Source organism: Pelodictyon clathratiforme (assembly GCF_982375515.1).
Genome location: NZ_OZ455102.1, coordinates 136,519 through 154,449 on the forward strand (window position 1 = coordinate 136,519; position 17,931 = coordinate 154,449).

28 protein-coding genes and 2 pseudogenes are annotated in these 17,931 nt (G+C 47.0%); 19 read left to right on the forward strand and 11 right to left on the reverse strand.

What is annotated here, in order from left to right:
• Nucleotides 1-14 precede the first annotated feature (14 nt).
• The 3 genes from AC56AD_RS00645 to AC56AD_RS00655 all read left to right on the forward strand — a co-directional run bounded on the left by AC56AD_RS00645 (nucleotide 15) and on the right by AC56AD_RS00655 (nucleotide 4,777).
• Complete coding sequence (locus tag AC56AD_RS00645) at nucleotides 15-476, forward strand: hypothetical protein (protein ID WP_190274009.1); 462 nt, start codon at nucleotides 15-17, stop codon at nucleotides 474-476.
• Entirely contained in the window at nucleotides 473-2,266 is a 1,794-nt protein-coding gene (locus AC56AD_RS00650; protein ID WP_012506984.1) for a sigma-54-dependent transcriptional regulator, read from the forward strand. Before AC56AD_RS00645 ends, AC56AD_RS00650 begins: the two co-directional genes overlap by 4 nt.
• A 141-nt stretch (nucleotides 2,267-2,407) precedes the next feature.
• A complete protein-coding gene (locus AC56AD_RS00655) occupies nucleotides 2,408-4,777 on the forward strand; it encodes a phosphoribosyltransferase-like protein (protein WP_012506985.1) in 2,370 nt (789 codons plus the stop codon).
• A gap of 344 nt (nucleotides 4,778-5,121) precedes the next feature.
• Here the strand turns inward: AC56AD_RS00655 and AC56AD_RS00660 are convergent, their stop codons facing one another.
• A complete protein-coding gene (locus tag AC56AD_RS00660) occupies nucleotides 5,122-5,283 on the reverse strand; it encodes an antitoxin MazE family protein (protein ID WP_012506986.1) in 162 nt (53 codons plus the stop codon).
• 263 nt (nucleotides 5,284-5,546) lie between these two features.
• Here AC56AD_RS00660 and AC56AD_RS00665 point away from each other — a divergent pair, with 263 nt between their 5' ends.
• On the forward strand, nucleotides 5,547-6,854 hold the full coding sequence (locus tag AC56AD_RS00665; protein WP_012506987.1) for an ATP-binding protein: 1,308 nt from the start codon (nucleotides 5,547-5,549) through the stop codon (nucleotides 6,852-6,854).
• A 10-nt stretch (nucleotides 6,855-6,864) separates the two neighbouring features.
• Here the strand turns inward: AC56AD_RS00665 and AC56AD_RS00670 are convergent, their stop codons facing one another.
• Nucleotides 6,865-7,155, reverse strand: a complete 291-nt coding sequence (locus AC56AD_RS00670) for a type II toxin-antitoxin system RelE/ParE family toxin (protein WP_041526368.1) — start codon at nucleotides 7,153-7,155, stop codon at nucleotides 6,865-6,867.
• Entirely contained in the window at nucleotides 7,143-7,412 is a 270-nt protein-coding gene (locus AC56AD_RS00675; RefSeq protein ID WP_012506989.1) for a CopG family ribbon-helix-helix protein, read from the reverse strand. The genes AC56AD_RS00670 and AC56AD_RS00675 overlap by 13 nt, the downstream gene beginning before the upstream one ends.
• A gap of 165 nt (nucleotides 7,413-7,577) precedes the next feature.
• Between AC56AD_RS00675 and AC56AD_RS00680 the strand changes: the two genes are divergently transcribed.
• The 4 genes from AC56AD_RS00680 to hcp all read left to right on the forward strand — a co-directional run bounded on the left by AC56AD_RS00680 (nucleotide 7,578) and on the right by hcp (nucleotide 11,083).
• Nucleotides 7,578-8,042, forward strand: coding sequence for an Rrf2 family transcriptional regulator (locus AC56AD_RS00680; protein ID WP_012506990.1), 465 nt, complete (start codon nucleotides 7,578-7,580; stop codon nucleotides 8,040-8,042).
• A gap of 12 nt (nucleotides 8,043-8,054) precedes the next feature.
• A complete protein-coding gene (locus AC56AD_RS00685) occupies nucleotides 8,055-8,948 on the forward strand; it encodes an ATP-binding protein (RefSeq protein ID WP_012506991.1) in 894 nt (297 codons plus the stop codon).
• A gap of 68 nt (nucleotides 8,949-9,016) precedes the next feature.
• Nucleotides 9,017-9,433, forward strand: coding sequence for a tetratricopeptide repeat protein (locus tag AC56AD_RS00690; protein ID WP_041526597.1), 417 nt, complete (start codon nucleotides 9,017-9,019; stop codon nucleotides 9,431-9,433).
• Nucleotides 9,434-9,454: 21 nt separating this feature from the next.
• Entirely contained in the window at nucleotides 9,455-11,083 is a 1,629-nt protein-coding gene (gene hcp / locus AC56AD_RS00695) for a hydroxylamine reductase (protein ID WP_012506993.1), read from the forward strand.
• Nucleotides 11,084-11,237: 154 nt separating this feature from the next.
• Here hcp and AC56AD_RS00700 read toward each other — a convergent pair.
• The 3 genes and pseudogenes from AC56AD_RS00700 to AC56AD_RS00710 all read right to left on the reverse strand — a co-directional run.
• A pseudogene (locus AC56AD_RS00700) lies at nucleotides 11,238-11,375 on the reverse strand (tRNA ligase subunit PheS family protein); the annotation flags it as partial.
• A 103-nt stretch (nucleotides 11,376-11,478) separates the two neighbouring features.
• The gene (locus AC56AD_RS00705; RefSeq protein WP_263053217.1) at nucleotides 11,479-11,880 is read right to left on the reverse strand and encodes a type II toxin-antitoxin system VapC family toxin; all 402 of its coding nucleotides are present in this window, start codon (nucleotides 11,878-11,880) and stop codon (nucleotides 11,479-11,481) included.
• Nucleotides 11,881-11,888: 8 nt separating this feature from the next.
• The gene (locus tag AC56AD_RS00710; protein WP_012506995.1) at nucleotides 11,889-12,149 is read right to left on the reverse strand and encodes an antitoxin; all 261 of its coding nucleotides are present in this window, start codon (nucleotides 12,147-12,149) and stop codon (nucleotides 11,889-11,891) included.
• Nucleotides 12,150-12,283: 134 nt separating this feature from the next.
• Between AC56AD_RS00710 and AC56AD_RS00715 the strand changes: the two genes are divergently transcribed.
• On the forward strand, nucleotides 12,284-12,661 hold the full coding sequence (locus tag AC56AD_RS00715; RefSeq protein WP_049759866.1) for a DNA methyltransferase: 378 nt from the start codon (nucleotides 12,284-12,286) through the stop codon (nucleotides 12,659-12,661).
• Here AC56AD_RS00715 and AC56AD_RS00720 read toward each other — a convergent pair.
• Entirely contained in the window at nucleotides 12,646-12,777 is a 132-nt protein-coding gene (locus AC56AD_RS00720) for a hypothetical protein (protein ID WP_012506996.1), read from the reverse strand. The genes AC56AD_RS00715 and AC56AD_RS00720 overlap by 16 nt on opposite strands.
• Before the next feature lie 73 nt (nucleotides 12,778-12,850).
• Between AC56AD_RS00720 and AC56AD_RS00725 the strand changes: the two genes are divergently transcribed.
• The 5 genes from AC56AD_RS00725 to AC56AD_RS00745 all read left to right on the forward strand — a co-directional run bounded on the left by AC56AD_RS00725 (nucleotide 12,851) and on the right by AC56AD_RS00745 (nucleotide 14,521).
• A complete protein-coding gene (locus AC56AD_RS00725; RefSeq protein WP_012506997.1) occupies nucleotides 12,851-13,201 on the forward strand; it encodes a type II toxin-antitoxin system RelE/ParE family toxin in 351 nt (116 codons plus the stop codon).
• Nucleotides 13,198-13,482 (forward strand): XRE family transcriptional regulator, encoded by a 285-nt coding sequence (locus AC56AD_RS00730; RefSeq protein ID WP_012506998.1) that lies wholly within the window; start codon nucleotides 13,198-13,200, stop codon nucleotides 13,480-13,482. Before AC56AD_RS00725 ends, AC56AD_RS00730 begins: the two co-directional genes overlap by 4 nt.
• Nucleotides 13,483-13,762: 280 nt before the next feature.
• Nucleotides 13,763-14,092 carry a nucleotidyltransferase family protein gene (locus tag AC56AD_RS00735; protein ID WP_012506999.1) on the forward strand — a complete coding sequence of 110 codons (330 nt, stop codon included), beginning with the start codon at nucleotides 13,763-13,765 and terminating at the stop codon, nucleotides 14,090-14,092.
• Nucleotides 14,085-14,225: a hypothetical protein gene (locus tag AC56AD_RS00740; RefSeq protein WP_012507000.1), complete on the forward strand. Its 141-nt coding sequence runs from the start codon at nucleotides 14,085-14,087 to the stop codon at nucleotides 14,223-14,225. Before AC56AD_RS00735 ends, AC56AD_RS00740 begins: the two co-directional genes overlap by 8 nt.
• Before the next feature lie 68 nt (nucleotides 14,226-14,293).
• On the forward strand, nucleotides 14,294-14,521 hold the full coding sequence (locus AC56AD_RS00745) for an addiction module protein (protein ID WP_012507001.1): 228 nt from the start codon (nucleotides 14,294-14,296) through the stop codon (nucleotides 14,519-14,521).
• Between the two features lie 51 nt (nucleotides 14,522-14,572).
• Here the strand turns inward: AC56AD_RS00745 and AC56AD_RS00750 are convergent.
• A pseudogene (locus tag AC56AD_RS00750) lies at nucleotides 14,573-14,736 on the reverse strand (tRNA ligase subunit PheS family protein); the annotation flags it as partial.
• Between the two features lie 227 nt (nucleotides 14,737-14,963).
• Here AC56AD_RS00750 and AC56AD_RS00755 point away from each other — a divergent pair.
• The 4 genes from AC56AD_RS00755 (at nucleotide 14,964) to AC56AD_RS00770 (ending at nucleotide 16,282) form a co-directional block, all read left to right on the forward strand.
• Entirely contained in the window at nucleotides 14,964-15,224 is a 261-nt protein-coding gene (locus AC56AD_RS00755; RefSeq protein ID WP_012507002.1) for a UPF0175 family protein, read from the forward strand.
• Nucleotides 15,208-15,690, forward strand: a complete 483-nt coding sequence (locus tag AC56AD_RS00760) for a PIN domain-containing protein (RefSeq protein ID WP_012507003.1) — start codon at nucleotides 15,208-15,210, stop codon at nucleotides 15,688-15,690. Before AC56AD_RS00755 ends, AC56AD_RS00760 begins: the two co-directional genes overlap by 17 nt.
• Nucleotides 15,691-15,879: 189 nt before the next feature.
• Nucleotides 15,880-16,062 carry a hypothetical protein gene (locus tag AC56AD_RS00765; RefSeq protein ID WP_223294008.1) on the forward strand — a complete coding sequence of 61 codons (183 nt, stop codon included), beginning with the start codon at nucleotides 15,880-15,882 and terminating at the stop codon, nucleotides 16,060-16,062.
• Nucleotides 16,007-16,282 (forward strand): hypothetical protein, encoded by a 276-nt coding sequence (locus tag AC56AD_RS00770; RefSeq protein WP_049759867.1) that lies wholly within the window; start codon nucleotides 16,007-16,009, stop codon nucleotides 16,280-16,282. The genes AC56AD_RS00765 and AC56AD_RS00770 overlap by 56 nt, the downstream gene beginning before the upstream one ends.
• A gap of 116 nt (nucleotides 16,283-16,398) precedes the next feature.
• Here AC56AD_RS00770 and AC56AD_RS00775 read toward each other — a convergent pair whose 3' ends face one another.
• From AC56AD_RS00775 to AC56AD_RS00785, 3 genes are all read right to left on the reverse strand, one after another.
• The gene (locus AC56AD_RS00775; RefSeq protein WP_012507004.1) at nucleotides 16,399-16,722 is read right to left on the reverse strand and encodes a helix-turn-helix domain-containing protein; all 324 of its coding nucleotides are present in this window, start codon (nucleotides 16,720-16,722) and stop codon (nucleotides 16,399-16,401) included.
• On the reverse strand, nucleotides 16,715-17,089 hold the full coding sequence (locus tag AC56AD_RS00780) for a type II toxin-antitoxin system RelE/ParE family toxin (protein ID WP_012507005.1): 375 nt from the start codon (nucleotides 17,087-17,089) through the stop codon (nucleotides 16,715-16,717). Before AC56AD_RS00780 ends, AC56AD_RS00775 begins: the two co-directional genes overlap by 8 nt.
• A 296-nt stretch (nucleotides 17,090-17,385) precedes the next feature.
• A complete protein-coding gene (locus AC56AD_RS00785) occupies nucleotides 17,386-17,511 on the reverse strand; it encodes a hypothetical protein (protein WP_481859676.1) in 126 nt (41 codons plus the stop codon).
• 116 nt (nucleotides 17,512-17,627) lie between these two features.
• On the opposite strand from AC56AD_RS00785, the gene AC56AD_RS00790 reads away from it, so the two are divergent.
• Complete coding sequence (locus tag AC56AD_RS00790; protein ID WP_049759868.1) at nucleotides 17,628-17,876, forward strand: DNA methyltransferase; 249 nt, start codon at nucleotides 17,628-17,630, stop codon at nucleotides 17,874-17,876.
• Nucleotides 17,877-17,931: the final 55 nt, after the last annotated feature.

The window sequence follows — 17,931 nt, forward strand, 5'->3', positions numbered from 1 at the left end:
TGAACCATGACTGGTTGAAAAATGAGTATCTGAAGAACCTTGATGCGTTGATTGTTCAGTTGCAGGCAAATAAAACTATAAATAGTCACTTGTCCCGAGAGCTTGAGGCATACCTGACGAGTTGGTTAAGAAGGCACGAAGAAGTAGAAACCTTGCTGAATTCAGCCGAAGATCGTCTTTCGCCACGTACCTATTTTGAAAAGGATCCGTTGAATCGTTGCTCACTGGAAGCAAAGAGCTGGCTGGCTCCACTTGTTCATGTGCTTTGGCTCGTACCCTCTGGTATAAGTGAAAGAGTTGATGAAGCACGTGAAGTATTGGCAAAAGCCGATTACTATCATACCGGCCTGCAGTCGGAATTATCCGGTAGTCAGGAGCTTGTGCTTATTCTCAAATTATTGGAAGCGTTTACTGACTGTGTAGGCAACTTTAGCCGCTTGCTCAGCAGTTTTCCTGACAAGGTAGTATCAGTATGATAAAATTACCACGTGTCCTTATTATTGATGATCAATATGGACGGAGTCACTATTCCGGGGATGGAATGCATCCTCGAACCAGCTTTTGTATTCTTGCTGGAATGAAGGATGTTACAGGGGATATTCCATTTCCTGAGACGCTGGGTTCTCCAATTGTAGAAGCGCTTTTCTTTCGAGGACAGATTGAGAAAAACGGCGTCGTCTATAACGATCTGGATGGAACAATTGATGCCATTCGTAAAGGCTGGAAAGAGTGGCCTCGCTGGGCGATGGTCATGCTTGACTTGCAGTTCATAACTGGTCAAGTGAGGCCAGAAGGAACTGTTGAAGGTTGTGATACAGACAGAGACCCTTCCTCTTATTTTGGTCTCTCGATCCTTGACAGGATAAGATCTGAGCCCGATTTGCATGATATTCCTGTTGTGTTGCTTTCTTCGATGAACCGAACCCCTATAGAAAAGCGATTTGCTGATTATTCGGTATGCCAGTTCCTTGATAAGGATGAGATTGATCGGCACTATGGTCGAGAGCGTATCGCCACCCTTCTGAAGGATCATGGTCTTGTCGAAGACCCGTCCGGCGAAATCATTGGCCATTCTGTGACTCTTCTTAAATGCCTGCGTGAAGCACGGATGCAAGCACGAGCCGGAGGGAAAAACATCCTTATCCTTGGTGAACGAGGCACAGGAAAGGAACTGCTCGCCAGATATATGCACAAACATTCAGGGAGAAGTGGCGAATTGGAGATGTGTTTCCTGCAGGGTTGTCCTGAAACCCTGGTAGAGGATCTGCTTTTCGGGCACGTCAAAGGGGCCTATTCCGGGGCATCTGCAGACCAGGCAGGTGCCGCAGAGCGTGCCGATAAAGGAACTCTGTTTATTGATGAGTTTGGAGCTATTCCTCCTTCTGTTCAGACCAAATTGCTTCGCCTTCTGGGCAGCACTCGGGAAGTTCAGCGTATGGGGTCATCCAAAAAAAGGATTGTTGATCTTTTGGTTGTTCTGGCGACAAACCGCATGAACCTTCAGGTTACGGGTGATTTTCATATGGATCTTCTTGATCGTATCAACGTTGAACACTCTGTCAAGTTGCCTGCATTAAGGGAACGTATAGAAGATATTCCGGCTTTGCTGGAGCATTTTGTTAGCAGCTATGAAGCTAAGTATAGGGATGCCCTTCAGACGGAGCCGCGTAATATTGATCCTGAGGCCATAGCTCAGATGATGGCTTATCCTTGGTATGGCAATATCCGCCAGTTGGAGGCAGTTGTTGCTCATGCGGTGAACCGCTTTCCGAAACTCAGGATTCTTTCAGTCAGTCATTTGTCGATACCTCAGGAGCTGACTGAAAAGCCTGTTGTGTCAAGTCCTGTAAAATCAGATGGAGGAAATTTCCGGCTCATATTTTCTGAAATCCTGTCCCAACTGGAAACAATCACATTTGATACTTCTCCGGAAAAACGAGGAGAACTTGTTGAGGCACTGCCTAAGCTCAAGGCGGCATACTCAACCTGTGCAGCGAATATGATAAGGAGTGCATTGATTGCAACGAGCAAGCATAATCCCGGACACCCTATGGGTCAAATTCAGATCACGCCTGCAGTGAACTTGCTCTTTGGTAACAAGAAACTCTCAGCCTCGCAATGCGCAGATGAAATAAAACGACTCTTTCGGTACTCTCCAAAATCGGTTCAACAATATTGGTCATCGGATTCTGTATTGACAGAAGCATATAATATTGCTGTGAATTTACGGCCTAAACAAGGTGATTCTAATCAAAGAGGGAGCTGACGTTTTTATTCGGGAAGTGTGGAGTATAGACAATAAATATGTTGACAAATCATAGCTTTTGCGAAGAGACAGATTGTCTCTCCAAGGGCTGAATAGTCGCACGTTTTATTTTTTGCGTCCAAACGGCAATTCATATTTAAAATGGATACGATTTCTGCAAATCACGAGCTTCATTACTTTATTCCCGATGAGCAGGGGGAGTCGACCTACTCTGTAAAGCTTCAAGATGAGATTGATAGGGTTCTAACAGCCATAACAAAGAGTGGCTGTGTTTACAGGGAAATTCCTGTATTTCTTTCAAAGGATAAAAATGCTATAAAATCAATAGCAATTATTCCTTCAACATCTGAACATGCTCTAAGAGCGCTTCTCAGGCAGATACTTGATCTTGCATACGGGGAGAAAGATGGATGGTATCCATATGACCGTTACAAGATGGTATACCATAAAAAAACATATTTTGTTTTTTTATATGTGCCCGGTACTTCTGAAGAGTTGCTTGCTATCCTTCAGCCATTGGAGGCTATCTGTACCGAACTCTTCATTGGGAATGTTGAACGCAGTTTCAGACTCTCTGAATTGATTACCAATATTCAAGTCCCCCCTTCGGAAAAAAAAGAACTTTCACCGCATGAACTGCGCCTTTGCATAGAACGTAGCGTATTTTCGGGGGGTGCAACTGAAATCCGGGAGCTGTTGAATAGAGAAAGTAATGCATTTCACACCGTATTGAACACGATAATGAGTATAACCGGTCTTGAATCGAGGTATCGACCGGCAATTCGTCTTCTTTTGGGTGCCGTGACAGCAGGTGAGGTTACTGTAGAGGAAGCTGCAAACGCTTTGAATCAGGATAAGAGAGTGGAAATAAAGGAGGCTATTAATGTGCTTGTTTCAGCACCGCCATTGATAGAGGATAGGGCTGTTGCAAGTTTACAGGATTATGTAAAAGGAAAACGATGTTTGCTGATCGAGGATAAGTATAAGGAAGATGGTTGGGTTTATGTTCTGCCTCTATTGCTCAAAGGATTGGATTTTAACGTTAAATCTAACCCCACTGGGGTTCCTGAAGAAGAGAATCTGCAAAAGTATGACTTCATCATCCTGGATCTCTATTCTTCACCTGCAAACCCATTCGGGGATAAAACGGAAGGGGAAAGTGGTCATCATCAAATCCAGACAATATCCTCTATTCCGCTGTCTGTAAGGCAAATCCTTAACAAGATTCGTGATTTGTATAAAAAGGATGGTCTCGTGAAAACATATATTCCTAATGTCATTATCTTTTCTGCTGACAGAAGTGGCGTATGTGTAAGAACAATGCTGACGGATTTAGGATGTATCGACTACTTCTTCAAGGAACCCTTTGACGGGGTACATAAAGGGCAGTTTTACTCAACCTTCAAGAATTGCATCGTTAATGCGATGATGGCATCAACTGCGCGGGTATGTGGATATGTAAATCGTGAATATGGATGGACGGTTTTTGATGAATGGATAAGGCAGTTTACTCCATCGGATCGGCCAACTGTATTGAGGTTTATGAAACACTTTCGTTACTACTCTGCATTTGATATTATTAATTTACTCGATATATTTTTTAAGGAAAAAACTCGATATGACTCCTCAGGCAAAAAAGTAATTTCGGGTCTATTACCGATTCACTTACCTGCGGATGAAACGCTTCTCATTTCGTATTTAGGTCGATTGAATAAGTCTGGGCCAGCTACTGTATCTATTTTCAGCAAGGCCAAGTGGTTTAGAGACGACTTATTAGGTGCTGAAAAGCCGGTTATGGTTACCTATGATGATCTTCCGAAAAAGATATCAGAAAGGTTGGATAAGCGGGGTTTTGCTAATGTTATTATACTGGATGATGTTGTCATGTCCGGTGGTCAGATACAAAATTATTTATGGAAGTTTATCCAACGCCATTTTAGTGCTAAAATTAATAATAGAGAAAAGCCAATAAATCTTTGTGTGATCAGTGTTATTGGTGTTGATGTGGATAAAATTATGGGTATCGACAGGAATGGGGATGTTGTCGTAAAAATCTGTAAGGATTCTCATCATAAACTATATGACAGTTGTAATTGTAAAGAAACTATTACAATTCCAATTCATTTTATAGACAAGCATAAGGGTGTAATAAAAATTTGTGAGGAAATAACGGCAAATCAGGGTCTTGATTATTGGAGCAAAGTAGAAAGGGTATTACAAACATACACAGGTATATCTGAGCCTCGAAAAAAAGAACGTCAATGTGATTTTGAACCTCTTGGCTGGAAAGATTGCGGCGCTCTTGTAGCGACCTATTCAAATGTGCCAGGAAATAGTTTGCCTATAATTTGGGGCGATAGACGGGATAATAATGATAACCCGTTGTGGACTCCATTGCATCGACGATATTTTAATCCATGGATTGAAGGCGATGGCAAAGATGACCAGATATGTAAAAAAAATACTGAGCCATGTCCCTTGAAGATTCCTTGTGGTCGCGCAAAACATTAGCTCACTGGAAATCTGGTGCTTGGTGCAGGCTTTCTGATTAAGGGCACGGCGCGAATAGAAACCTCCGGTTCTGATTTTGACCTGATCAAAGCAAAATTTGCATGGGCACGTGCAGTAATGGCAGTAACAGCCAGTTCCATTGAACAGACGTTGTAGGGTAGCGCTATACTATGTTCCCGACGCGGACGGGACATCGTCTGTCGTTGCATTTTGACTCCATATTCCGGTATCAATGGTCTGAGATCAGGGCCGCTTATGCGAATCCAAGCCAGACGGCAAGCGCCCGGTTATAGGGATGCTTCCCAACCTTCGCGGTCTGCGGCTGCATCAAGAAACGTAAGTAGTTATTTTTCAAGGGGATCATGTTTGACCAGCAGAGATTGCCGCCTGCACTCTTCCGCAAAACCGGAGTGACGTGTATCGGGAACCCATATCTGTATCGGCCGCATTCCTTCCATGCGTAACTTCTCCCTGTACTTTTGCACCCATTCAAGAACTCTGCCCATCTCTCTCCTTGTTCATTCTTCGTTATATTTGTTACTGGTAACGTGTGCAACAAAAGTGTTTCATGCAACAATATTTTATCCGGAGCAGGTGACCCAGCGCTGTGCAATGGATTTTATGAGTGATAATTCTGGCTGAAGGCAGTCAATGAGGAATAGGGTGTTTTTTACTTGTCGATTAAAATGCCTTGTATTTTTATATCATAAAGTCATAATTTGCCTTGTAATTCAAAATAGTTGCTGTTTTGCCACCTTAATCATGGTACATGCTTCGATTTATTGATAACGATCTTCGGTGCTGGCAGGAAAGTTCACGCCGCAAACCTCTCATCCTCCGGGGTGCTCGTCAGGTTGGTAAAACCTGGTCACTCAAAGAGTTTGGAAAAAACCGGTTTGAATCTCTTGCTCTCGTCGATCTTGAGCGAAATCAGCCCCTTCGCAAGCTCTTCGATGGCGACCTGAAGGTAACGCGCATCTGCTCCGACCTTGAAGTTCTCCTCCAGCAGAAGATCACACCGGGAAAAACGCTGCTCTTTTTTGATGAGATACAGGCCTGTCCTCGTGCCATAACCGCCCTGCGCTATTTTTATGAGGAGATGCCGGAACTGCATGTCATTGCAGCCGGTTCGCTCCTTGAATTTGCGCTTGAAGAGAGTTCCTTCCCTGTGGGCAGGGTTCAGTTTCTCAATCTCTACCCGCTTTGTTTTGCTGAATATCTGGAGGCAATCGGCAACGGCGCTGCGGCAACGGCTGTTCTGGGCAATCCGGCTGAAATATCACCCGCAGTGCATGAGCTGCTGCGCGAGGAGCTGAAACGTTATTTCTTTATCGGGGGAATGCCTGCGGCTGTCAAGGCATATCTTGAAAAACAATCATTGCGTGACGCCTTTGAGGTACAACAGGAGATTGCCGAGTCATACAGGATGGACTTTGCCAAATATACTCCCAGGGTTGACCGCTTCTGTCTAGATTCGGTCTTTACCTCCCTGTCGCAGCATATCGGAAAACAGATCAAATATGCACGCCTTGGTGAAGGGTACAGCAATCCGACACTGAAAAAAGCATTCGATGCCTTGTGCCTTGCTCAGGTAGCCCGAAGGATACCCTCGGCCGAACCATCAGGGCTTCCTTTAGGGGCAACTGCTTCGGCCAAATCATTCAAGGCGCTCATGCTCGATATTGGATTGATGCGCTACCTTTCCGGTATGCCGAATGATATTGAGTATGCAAAAAGCGATCTGCTCGCTATTTACCGGGGAGCTATGGCAGAACAGTTTATCGGACAGGAGATGCTGGTGGCTCAGCAGGGCTGCCTTTATTACTGGGACCGACAAGCCAAAAGCAGTTCGGCTGAAGTTGATTATCTGGCTGTTCTGGATGGCAAGATTCATCCGGTTGAGGTAAAAAGCGGGGCCACCGGTAGCTTGAGGAGCCTGCATCTCTTTCTTGCTTCGTACCCGGAGTGTGGCAAAGCACTGGTCTTTTCCGATCGCCCATATGCAGATTTTCCAGAGCAAAAAATCACATTCCTGCCGCTTTACAGCGCATTTGCTGCCACAACGTCACGACAATGAGGGGCTCGCTCTACGTTCTCTTTTCTTTGCTGTGCCAGACACGAACAATAACGATGGTATCGTTTTTGTTCCACATATAGCGAAGAACGAAAGCTCCGGCACTAAAAGATATGAACCATTCGCGTCTGCCAGTGTCATCGTCCATTGGGCGTCCAATGTCGGGCATTGATTCCAGAAAACCCGCACCCTCCAGAATGGCTCGTGCTGCTCGTGCTGCCGCATCGGGGTTTATTTCGTACAGAAACGCATGAAGCCGCTCCACATCGGCTAATGCTTCTGGAAGCCATTTTATGTTGGGCAAGATGTCACCTTCCCTTGCGCCAGATTTTCCATCCAAGCAGCAGCTTTTTCATGGGGTACAGCTACGCCGGTTAATTGATACCGTTCCCAACGCTCCATATCCTCGCGCTTTTCTTGCTCGTAATGCTCTTCGCGATCAAGGAATGTTTCGATTGCTTTGCACATGAGCCAGTGTGGCGATCTGTCGCGGATACGAGCCAAAGCTGCAAGCCGTTGCCGGGTGGTGTCGTCCAACTTGACGCCTTTTGTTTGTGACATAACCACATCTCCTTTTTGTACAAGGTAACACTTATTGCAATCTTTGGCAACCCTCTTTAGTCAGAGTATTCTGGCGGCTATTTTTGTTTGTGGCGCCTCTCTGGAAAAAATGTTTTTGTTTTTATATAACTGATATTATATTGATATCAATTAAAAGAATCAACGATGAAAGTACTGACCAAGAATACGGATTACGCGATACGGGCATTGCTGGCGCTTGCTGCAAGGAAGGGGAGCTATGTGTCTGCCAGGTCTATTGCGACGGAGCACGATATCCCGTACCAGTTTTTGCGTGGCCTTTTGCAGGAGATGATTCGCCACGATCTGATTGTTTCAAAAGAGGGTGTTCAGGGAGGCTTTATGATGAAAAAGGATCCGGATACTATCAGCGTAACGCAACTGATTGAAATTTTTCAGGGCAAGGTGCAGATGTCGGAGTGCATGTTCCGCAAGCAGATTTGTGGCAATCGTGCGCGTTGTGTGCTGCGTCATGAGATCATGCGTATTGAACAGGTTGTCCAGAGCGAGTTTGAAAAGGTGACCATCGGCAAGCTGATGCGTGACCTTCAGGCGGCAAATCAGGTGAAACCCCCATCAGTAGACCTTGAGCAGGAAATGTTGAACCCATAACAGGAGCGATAAATGCAACGACAGATTATTACGATAGATGAAAAAAAATGTACCGGATGCGGTGATTGTATTCCGGGTTGTCCTGAAGGGGCCTTGCAGGTGATCGATGGCAAAGCCCGCCTCATCAGCGACCTTTTTTGTGATGGACTTGGAGCTTGTATCGGCCATTGTCCGACCGGAGCGATGAACATTGTCAGCCGTGAAGCCGAAGCGTATGACGAAAAGCGTGTCATGCATGAGAGTATTGTAAAAGGCGGGGCCAATGTTATTGCCGCTCATCTGCGTCATCTTATGGATCATGGCCAGAATGAATTCGTTGGGCAGGCGCTTGAATATCTCGAAGAGCAGGGAATTGCCAACCCGCTGGAATGTGGAGCCGTTTCCCAGACGGAAACCCGGCACGCCAATGCAGGGCAGCAGCACGCTCCGCATGCTGGAGGATGTCCTGGCAGCAGGACAATTGATTTCAACGCTAATGGCAAAACGGAAGCGGCTGTTGCCGCCATGCCCGGCGCACCGGTTCAAAGTGCACTTCGCCAGTGGCCGATTCAGCTTCACCTTGTTTCTCCGCAGGCGCCCTGTTTCGAGCGTTCCGATCTGTTGCTTGCTGCCGACTGTGCAGCGTTTGCTGTCGGCGACTTTCACGGAAAGTTCATGCAGGGCAAAAGCCTTGCGATTGCCTGTCCGAAACTTGATTCGGGGATGGAGATCTACGTTGAGAAACTTGCCGCCATGATTGACTTGTCGCATATCAACACCATTACCGTCGCTATCATGGAGGTGCCTTGCTGTGGAGGACTCATGTCGATTGTTGCTGAAGCACAGCGGAGGGCTTCGCGCAAGGTGCCGGTGAAAAAGGTGGTGATCAGCCTGCAGGGCGAGACCCTGTCGGAAGAGTGGGTTTGAAGTGATTTGATCGGAGTGCGGCACTTATACTGATGGAAAAAGGTTTGAATTTTAAAGTGGGAGAGGCAATGCTGAAAGATGCAATGGGTGGATACCGGGGAACGGCGACGGAGATCAGCAGGGTAATTGCCGAGCATCCGGAAAGGGCAGAAGCGTACTATGATCGGGGCAATGCCCGCAGCAGTTGCAATGATTTTGATGGCGCCATAGCCGATTTCAGCATGGCATTACAGATAGGCCTTCGTTTCCGTGAAGCTATTACGGCTTATGGTAATCGCGGTATGGCAAGGGTAAAAAGTGGAGATATGGATGGCGCAATTCAGGATTTCAGCGCAATCATCGAGCGAAAGCCCGCCAACAAACGGCTTTTGTCTACTGCGTATAAGAACAGGGCGTTGGTAAAAGAAAAAAAAGGTGATAGCGAAGGCGCCGCAGGAGACAGGACGATGGCTCTCTTGTTATCATCGGATAGAAACAAACAATAACCAGTAATGGAGGATAGAGCGATGGGAATGTATTGTAACCAGTGTCAGGAGAGCGTTCATGGGAGCGGATGTATCGTGAGAGGTGTCTGCGGAAAGGATGATATGACCGCCAAACTGCAGGATGTGCTTGTTTATGCAACCGAAGGTCTTGCTCTTGCTGCAGAACAACAGCAGGGCAGTGTGTCGAGAAACGTGGGTCAGCTTATCAGCGAGTCTCTTTTTGTAACGGTCACCAATACCAATTTTGATGAGGATGCCATTGTTGCGCAGATCCGCAAAACGCTTGCCCTGCGTGATGAACTGAAGGCGACGCTTGCTGTTCAGCCTGACCATGACGTTGCCTGCTGGACTGGCAGCTCAAAGGATGAGTTTCTTGCAAAAGCTGAGACGTCAGGTCTTGAAAGCCTCAGTGAAAACGAAGATCTTCAGTCACTCAAAAGCCTTGTGCTCTTCGGAATAAAGGGTCTTGCGGCCTATACCGACCATGCGGCGGTGCTCGGTTACCACGATGACGAAATTTATGCTTTTTATGTCAAAGGGCTTGCAGCTCTGACCAAGGAGCTAACGGCCGATGAACTGACCGCGCTGGTACTTGAAACCGGAGGCGTTGCCGTCAAGGCGATGGCGCTGCTCGACAAGGCCAACACTGAAACCTATGGTCAGCCGGAAATTACCACAGTGAAGACCGGTGTCGGCAAAAATCCCGGTATCCTCATTTCAGGTCACGACCTTCGCGATCTGGAAGATCTGCTCAAACAGACGGAAGGTACCGGAGTCGATGTCTATACCCACTGCGAAATGCTTCCAGCCCACTACTATCCGGCATTCAAGAAGTATTCGCACTTTGTCGGCAACTACGGTGGTTCATGGTGGTCACAGGATCGGGAGTTTGAGACCTTCAACGGCCCGATTCTTATGACGACAAACTGCATCGTGCCGGTTCGCGAGTCTTACCGTAACCGGATGTTTACCACCGGTATGGCCGGTTATCCCGGACTGAAGCATATCGCTGCACGCCCTGAAGGCGGTCAGAAAGATTTCTCTGCCCTTGTCGAACTGGCAAAAAGCTGCCCGGCGCCAAAAGAGCTTGAAAATGGTACCATCACCGGAGGATTTGCGCACAACCAGGTGATTGCGCTGGCTGACAAGGTGGTTGCTGCGGTGAAGAGCGGAGCCATCAAGCGCTTTGTGGTGATGGCCGGTTGTGACGGACGTCATAAATCCCGGCAGTACTATACCGATGTTGCCGCAGCCCTTCCTGACAATACCGTTATCCTCACGGCTGGGTGTGCCAAGTACCGCTACAACAAGCTTGAGCTTGGCGATATCGGCGGCATTCCGCGCGTGCTTGATGCCGGACAGTGCAACGACTCCTACTCACTTGCGGTCATTGCCCTGAAACTCAAGGAGGTATTCGAGCTTGACGATATCAACGATCTGCCGATCTCCTTCGATATTGCATGGTATGAGCAGAAAGCCGTTACTGTGCTGCTTGCCCTGCTCTTTCTTGGAGTAAAAGGCATTCGTCTCGGACCAACACTTCCCGAGTTTTTGACTCCGAATGTTGCTGCAGTGCTGGTTGAGAAATTTGGTATCAAGCCGATCGGAACCGTTGCCGCTGATGTCGAAGCCATGATGGCAGGCGCATAAGCCGCGCATACTCCTGTAGAGAGTCGTCGTTAAAGGCGCTTCTGCGGATAGAGAAGAGTATCAGGTCAGGTGCAGCTCGAAAGGCAGTACCTGACCTCTTATTTTAGCTCTGCTCTTAACATGGGGAGTAGCGCTTCTGGTCGCAAGAGGCCGCAAAGGGGAAAAAGCTTGGGCGGAACCGGAGTTTAATGTCGGTGCCGAACATTTGCTTGGCGAAGGAGACCTTCTTGTCGATGTAGAGCCCTTCGAACTGGTGGAAGACGCAGTAGCTTCGTGAGCTGATAGCCTCGTTATCTGAGCGAAAAAATAAAGGTGGGGCACTCATCGGAGATGCTTATCTCCCGTACCTCCGAATATGCCATAAATTATCCTTGCGGGATTGTACCAGATGATGATCAGTCTGGTGACAGTGTCCAATTTTCTATAATTAATCGATCTTGGATTCTGGTAAACGCTTTATCTCCCGTAACAAGAATGGCATTGACTGCCTGAGCATGAGCCGCAATCATGAGGTCAAGTGGTGAGAGCGTCACACCTGTGGTTTCGCACTTGGCTCGAAGATCACCATAAACGATGGCAACCTCTTTATCCCAGGCCAATATTTTTACCCGGATCAAAAACTCATGGACGCGGGCGGTAAGGCCCTTCGGATAGGTTCGTTTTGCCAGGCCATAGAGTAATTCTGCCTGTGTAACTGAAGATATCACAACGCGCTGTATTGGTACAGCAATCAGCCGCTCTCGCACAAGAGGAATGTCTCCTTTGATAACATGACTGGCAATATTTGTATCAAGCATGTAGAGGCTCATTCTGCCCAACCCTCAAAAGGATCTCGCAATTGCTCTGGTTGCGTTCGATCGTCAGCCTGCATAAAATCGGCAGGCACCTCAGTTGTTGTATCAAGCTCAAACAGCCCTGCCCATGAATCGGGATGGTGTGACAAAATGACATCTCCGGAAATTGCATCACGACGGATAAACACCTCTTTCCCCTCAAAACGGAACTCCTTCGGTAATCGGACGGCTTGACTGCGCCCTGACATAAAAATTTTTGCAGTAACAGGCATCGGTAATCCTCCTTGATAAAAAGCCGTTTTCAATCTAAATCTAATTTTGATATCTACCAAGAGAGATATCAAAATTAGATGCACCTTGAAGAGCCACCACACCAAAATTCACGGCGACTGCCGACAGCCGACAGATGAACCTCCTCGCTGACAGGTCGGTGCACCTTGCCATGTTCCCCGAAGAGCTTCCGCACCGGCTCATCAAAATGTTCGTCTTCCGTGGCGATACCGTGCTCGATCCCTTCATGGGGAGCGGGACAACCCCACTTGCCGCAAAGAATCTCGAACGCAACTCGGTCGGGTACGAAATCAATCCTGAGTTTATCGAGATTGCCAAACAGAAGCTCAACGCCCGTCAGCCCGATTTCATGGGCACGGAGGACAAAAAAAAGATCCCCGAAAACCTACCTTTGGCTCCAGAATTGAGAAGGAGAGCGAGGCAGCATGCGAAGAGTTCTTTACGCTCAAGGAGATCCTCAGCCCCGAAAAAGTGGAGCTATCCAACGGGTTGACGGAAAAGCTGATCGGCATCAAGAGCGAGGCCTTCACGTACGACAAAGCGGTCGGCTATCTGACCGAAAAAATCAAGGGAAAGCGTATTTTCCTGAAGTAGGACAAGCTGAAACATCACTTTTACTCTTTACGCATGAGTCTCCGTTTCTTACCCATTATGAACGCTCATTTGCCATAGTGTACTTATTTTGATACATTTCTTAAAGAATAACCCAACACTTGAGGTCAGGTTTTTTAAAACCGATGGTGGTACAGAACCAGTGCGCGATTGGTTACGCGAACTACCCGCTGTTGAGCGAAAAAGAATCGGTGAAGAGATCAAGACTGTTCAATACGGTTGGCCACTGGGGATGCCGCTGGTTCGCAAAATGGAGAAGGATCTTTGGGAAGTGCGTGTCCATTTGCCTACTCGTATTGCAAGGGTATTATTTACGGTACAGGATGGTTTGATAGTGTTGCTTCACGGGTTCATAAAAAAATCACAGGCAACTCCGAAGTCTGACCTGCAATTGGCAAAAAGCAGAATGAGGAATACATGATGAATGAAAAAAATATTGGCAGCAGTTTCGATGAATTTCTTGAAGAAGAGGCTCTTCTGGACGAAGCAACTGCGGTGGCCGTCAAGCGTGTTATTGCCTGGCAAATTGCTCAGGAAATGAAAGCACAACATCTGACGAAATCTTCAATGGCAAGCAAAATGCAAACCAGTCGGGCAGCACTCAACCGTCTGCTTGATGCAACTGATACCAGTCTTACCCTGACAACCCTTGCCAGCGCGGCATCTGTACTTGGGAAAAAATTCAGGATAGAGTTAGTCTGATTCTTTACTTTTTTGAGAGCATTGGACGCTATAACGTTTTGTACTATCTCAAAACCCGGACACCCAACAGTGTATGGCTTGGCAGGAATAGATGCCAAAAATCACTTATACTGCACACTCAACAGTTATGCACGAGGCACTTGTCCTGATAAACCTTTTATTAATCTGATAAAAAAAAGAGACGATGGGGTACGAAGCAATCAAACTTGAATTGATTCAATGGTAGTTAATCTTGAGGACGGTGAAACCTTGGATTATCTCAACGAGCAAAGAGATTCAAATGAAACACAAAATGATTGGTGGCATGACTTCAAACCAAACCATGCAGCGAGATCAAGCACTTCGCACACTGAGCAGCCATAAAGCAGAGCTTGAGGAGCGTTATGGCGTGAAGAAAGTCGGCATCTTCGGCTCCGTCGCCAGAAATTCTGCCAGGGATGACAGCGATATTGATATTGTTGTTGAAATGGAACCGAATATTTTGCTCAGGGTGCAGCTCAAGGAAGAGCTGGAGCAACTGCTGGGCAGCAAAGTTGATCTGATCAGGTATTGGAAAAGAATGAACCCGTTTCTGAAGGCTCGTATTGATAAGGAAGCACAGTATGTATGAAGAATATCAAGCAATAGAGGAGTTTATGGAAGATTGTATGGATCTGATTGATCTTTGGGAAGCAAAGTTTGCAGGGCAGGATCAACTATCTGTATCCCTCGATGAGGTGATCAAGGAGCTAAAGAAAGGCTGATATGCTTGTCTATGGAGAGTGGCAAACTGTTACGCATTTACGTTTATTATCCTGAAGGAGAAAACATCATGGCAAAAATTGAATTACCCTTGTCACAGTTTACTTATGCTGAAAAACTGGATTTGCTGGAGACAATCTGGGATGATCTTTCAAGGGATGAGGCGGCATTTGAATCTCCGGCATGGCATGAGAACATTCTAAACGAACGGAAAGAAGCCTTTTCTGCCGGAACGGCGCAACACTCCGACTGGGCAGAAGCCAAAGAGCGCATAAAAAGGAATCTGTCATGCAGTTGAGGATTTTTGATTCTGTCGAGAGAGATCTTGAAGATGGCTACCATTTCCTCTTTACGCCCCAAACTGCTTCAACATCCGCAAATCATTCTCAAACAGCAGCCTGCATCAATCTTGTACCTCAGCAACACCGTGCGATCAACACCCACGCCGAAGGCGTAGCCTGACCACTCTTCGGGGTCTATGCCGCTGTTGCGCATGACGTTGGGGTGTACCATGTCGTTTTCTCTTTTGGATGGGTTTACAGGAGGCGGCAAAAAGAAATTATCCGGTTTGATTGATATCGCAGTCATGCAATCCCTTTCTCGGCACTCTGATCTCCATGATGAGGCGGGGTTACTATGATGCGTAGTGAATTTTTGATATGTTTCGTGTGTTGTTACAACAATGCTTGCATGTACAAGGCAAGGCTTGAATCGAATTGAAGAAAAGAAAAAGGAGAACCATGGCTGCTCAACACATTACGCTTGATATCCCTGAAAAGATACTGATTGCAGAAAAGACTGATGCACTTGCTTTTGGGAGGGAACTGAGGGTTCTTGCGGCAGTTAAGCTGTTTGAGATGGGGCGGTTGTCGTCTGGTCGTGCTTCAGAGCTTGCCGGAATGAGCCGTGTTGAATTTTTACTCAGTCTCAGCCGCTATAATGTTTTTCCCCTGGCCTCCGAATTAGATGATTTAGAGCATGACCATGCTTCAAGCCATTAGCAATACCTCTCCCTTACTCTATCTTTACCGTATAGGATTGATTGATCGACTTCCTGAAATTTTCGGAGAAATATGGACTCCCGAAGCGGTGAAGATTGAATTAATGGTTGGCGACAAGAGTGGATATGATGTTCCAAACCGGTCAGATTTTTCATTGATCAGGATCATAAACCCAAAAGCACAGTCCTCTGAATGGCTCTCATTAGACCTCGGTCCGGGAGAATTGGCGGCTATGCCGCTTGCTTTAGAAAATTTGCATTGTATTGTTTTGCTTGATGATATGCTTGCTCGTCGAACAGCTCATGCTGCCGGTTTACAGGTTTGGGGTACCCTTAAAGTACTACTGGAAATGAAAGCGCAAGGACTTGTCAATAGGGTTGAGCCCTATGTCAATCGTTTGACTGATGCGGGAATGTGGGTTTCAGATGTTGTGAAGCGTCGGATTCTTGTGTTAGCAGGGGAGTAGAGATCCAAAACCGCTCCACCAACAAGACAACCCAAACACCCAACAGCACCTTGAAGAGCCATCACACCATAATCCACGGCGACAGCCGACAGATGAGGTCGGTGCACCTTGCGATGTTCCCGGAAGAGCTCCCACACCTGCTTATGTAAAATGTTCGCCTTCCGTGGTGATACCGTGCTCGATCCCTTCATGGGTAGCGGCACAACCGCACTTGCCGCAAAGAATCTCGAACGAGGCTCGGTCGGGTGTACGAAATCAATCCTGAGTTTATCGAGATTGCCCGGCAGAAGATCAACACCCGTCAGCCCGATTTCATGTGTACGGAGGACAAAAAAAAGATCCCCGAAAACTCACTTTTGGCTCCAGGATTGAGAAGGAGAGCGAGGCAGAGCGCGACGAGTTCTTCACGGTCAAGGAGATAGTCAGTTCCGAAAAAGTGCGGCTATCCAACGGGTTGACGGTAAAACTGAAACCCTTCACGCACGACAAAGTAGCCGGCTATCTGACCGAAAAAATCAAGGGAAAGCGTATCTTCCTGAAGTATGACAAGCTGAAACATGACGAAGAAAACGTCCTGCTCTGCTATGGGTGAGCTGGTTTAGAGTTGAATGGTTTGACGAATTCAAAATGGTCGCGATACTTGTTCAGGCTATCAGTCCGATTGTCGAACAGTCTCAACTTCTTGCATGACGATACTTGTCAGCAGTCTCAGGCAATAGCGTTAATTCCTCTCCGTTCTACAAGAGAAAGAAGTTTCAAGGTTGTTCCGGCAGGTTTCTTTTGTCCTCGTTCCCATTGACTTACCGATTCCTTTGTTACGTTCAGATAGTGAGCAAAAACTCTCTGACTCACCTCTTCACGTTCACGCAATGCCTTGATCTCTTCCGGGCTGAATGGGTGAATCGGTGTCAAGCAGGATTCGTCGAAGTGACGCATTGTCTGTTTGTCAATCACGCCAGCCTCGAACATGTCTGAAGCTGTTTCATGAACCGCCGCAAGGGCATCGCTTTTATATGTTGTAGCTTTACTCATAACATGTTACAGCCTTGAAGGCTCCTGTCCGAATTAATTTTTCAAGCTTTTCGTCGCAAAGGGAAAAGGTAATTTTTGCAAGTTCTTTATACTCCTTGACATCAGCCTTGGTTATGTTAGCCTGCGCATTTTTTGGAAACCCATAAACGAAAAAAGCCTTGTCACCTTGAGAGTAAAAAATGATTGACCTGTAACCGCCTGATTTCCCTTCATGAAGTCGAGCAATCCTCTGCTTGATGACTCCTCCGCCGTAATCGGCATCGATTAACCCATTTTCGGCATCCTTGACTGCTTTGCACAGCTTTTCATCACTGATGCCCTCATCCTTGGCGAACTTTGCAAACCACCTGTTTTTGAAAATCCGCACTCTTAACCGTTATGGGTTGACATTATTTTTCACCATTGAATATATAGTACCAGGTTTTACTGTTCAAGTATATTTTGCAGAGGTTCAAAAACTGTTCATGAGTTCAAGCGTTCTGCTCTGAACCTCTCCTTCGATGAGCGGCTGGTGCATTCACGCAACCCGGAGGCACTGAACCTCCGGCTTGCCTCCGGGTTGCGTGAATGGAATGAGAGGATCCACGGAAACTATACACATGGCAGATTATTTCCCCAGCCCCTCATTCAGTGTAAATCAAAAGAAATTCTCTATACTTCACTTCAAGCATCCAAAACCGCTCCACCAACAATACAACTCAAACACCCAAGCGCACCTTGAAGAGCCACCACACCATACTCCACGGCGACAGCCGGGAGATGAAGCCTCCTTGCGACAGGTAGGTGCATCTTGTTGTCACCTCACCGCCTTACTGACAGCTCAAGGACTACGGGACGGAGAACCAGATCGGCTTTCACGAGAGTTACGAGAGCTACATCAACAACCTGAACCTTGTCTGGAACGAATGCGAGAGGGTGCTGCACCAAAGCCCACCAAAGAGCAGAAAGAGCGTTCAGCCATGACCACCGAAGAGTGGAATACCTACTTTTCAGGCCACTGGAACTTTGCCGGGGCAAAACAGGAGGGGCATCTTGCCATGTTCCCCGAAGAGCTTCCGCACCGGCTCATCAAAATGTTCGCCTTCCGTGGTGATACGGTGCTTGATCCCTTCATGGGCAGCGGGACAACCTCGCTTGCCGCAAAAAATCTTTGAAGAAATTCGGTCGAGTAGGAAAGCCATCCAGAGTTTATCGAGATTACCAAACAGA

What these genes read in the sequence shown, in the direction of transcription:
- AC56AD_RS00710 (WP_012506995.1), bottom strand. Translation starts at nt 12,149, where the DNA reads ATGCCTGTTACTGCAAAAATTTTTATGTCAGGGCGCAGTCAAGCCGTC.
- AC56AD_RS00740 (WP_012507000.1), top strand. Translation starts at nt 14,085, where the DNA reads ATGTATGAAGAATATCAAGCAATAGAGGAGTTTATGGAAGATTGTATG.
- AC56AD_RS00765 (WP_223294008.1), top strand. Translation starts at nt 15,880, where the DNA reads ATGGGTAGCGGCACAACCGCACTTGCCGCAAAGAATCTCGAACGAGGC.
- AC56AD_RS00735 (WP_012506999.1), top strand. Translation starts at nt 13,763, where the DNA reads ATGAAACACAAAATGATTGGTGGCATGACTTCAAACCAAACCATGCAG.
- hcp (WP_012506993.1), top strand. Translation starts at nt 9,455, where the DNA reads ATGGGAATGTATTGTAACCAGTGTCAGGAGAGCGTTCATGGGAGCGGA.
- AC56AD_RS00790 (WP_049759868.1), top strand. Translation starts at nt 17,628, where the DNA reads ATGCGAGAGGGTGCTGCACCAAAGCCCACCAAAGAGCAGAAAGAGCGT.
- AC56AD_RS00755 (WP_012507002.1), top strand. Translation starts at nt 14,964, where the DNA reads ATGGCTGCTCAACACATTACGCTTGATATCCCTGAAAAGATACTGATT.
- AC56AD_RS00715 (WP_049759866.1), top strand. Translation starts at nt 12,284, where the DNA reads ATGAACCTCCTCGCTGACAGGTCGGTGCACCTTGCCATGTTCCCCGAA.
- AC56AD_RS00660 (WP_012506986.1), bottom strand. Translation starts at nt 5,283, where the DNA reads ATGGGCAGAGTTCTTGAATGGGTGCAAAAGTACAGGGAGAAGTTACGC.
- AC56AD_RS00785 (WP_481859676.1), bottom strand. Translation starts at nt 17,511, where the DNA reads ATGCACCTACCTGTCGCAAGGAGGCTTCATCTCCCGGCTGTCGCCGTG.
- AC56AD_RS00690 (WP_041526597.1), top strand. Translation starts at nt 9,017, where the DNA reads ATGCTGAAAGATGCAATGGGTGGATACCGGGGAACGGCGACGGAGATC.
- AC56AD_RS00720 (WP_012506996.1), bottom strand. Translation starts at nt 12,777, where the DNA reads ATGTTTCAGCTTGTCCTACTTCAGGAAAATACGCTTTCCCTTGATTTT.
- AC56AD_RS00655 (WP_012506985.1), top strand. Translation starts at nt 2,408, where the DNA reads ATGGATACGATTTCTGCAAATCACGAGCTTCATTACTTTATTCCCGAT.
- AC56AD_RS00665 (WP_012506987.1), top strand. Translation starts at nt 5,547, where the DNA reads ATGCTTCGATTTATTGATAACGATCTTCGGTGCTGGCAGGAAAGTTCA.
- AC56AD_RS00675 (WP_012506989.1), bottom strand. Translation starts at nt 7,412, where the DNA reads ATGTCACAAACAAAAGGCGTCAAGTTGGACGACACCACCCGGCAACGG.
- AC56AD_RS00745 (WP_012507001.1), top strand. Translation starts at nt 14,294, where the DNA reads ATGGCAAAAATTGAATTACCCTTGTCACAGTTTACTTATGCTGAAAAA.
- AC56AD_RS00650 (WP_012506984.1), top strand. Translation starts at nt 473, where the DNA reads ATGATAAAATTACCACGTGTCCTTATTATTGATGATCAATATGGACGG.
- AC56AD_RS00760 (WP_012507003.1), top strand. Translation starts at nt 15,208, where the DNA reads ATGCTTCAAGCCATTAGCAATACCTCTCCCTTACTCTATCTTTACCGT.
- AC56AD_RS00680 (WP_012506990.1), top strand. Translation starts at nt 7,578, where the DNA reads ATGAAAGTACTGACCAAGAATACGGATTACGCGATACGGGCATTGCTG.
- AC56AD_RS00730 (WP_012506998.1), top strand. Translation starts at nt 13,198, where the DNA reads ATGATGAATGAAAAAAATATTGGCAGCAGTTTCGATGAATTTCTTGAA.
- AC56AD_RS00775 (WP_012507004.1), bottom strand. Translation starts at nt 16,722, where the DNA reads ATGAGTAAAGCTACAACATATAAAAGCGATGCCCTTGCGGCGGTTCAT.
- AC56AD_RS00685 (WP_012506991.1), top strand. Translation starts at nt 8,055, where the DNA reads ATGCAACGACAGATTATTACGATAGATGAAAAAAAATGTACCGGATGC.
- AC56AD_RS00705 (WP_263053217.1), bottom strand. Translation starts at nt 11,880, where the DNA reads ATGCTTGATACAAATATTGCCAGTCATGTTATCAAAGGAGACATTCCT.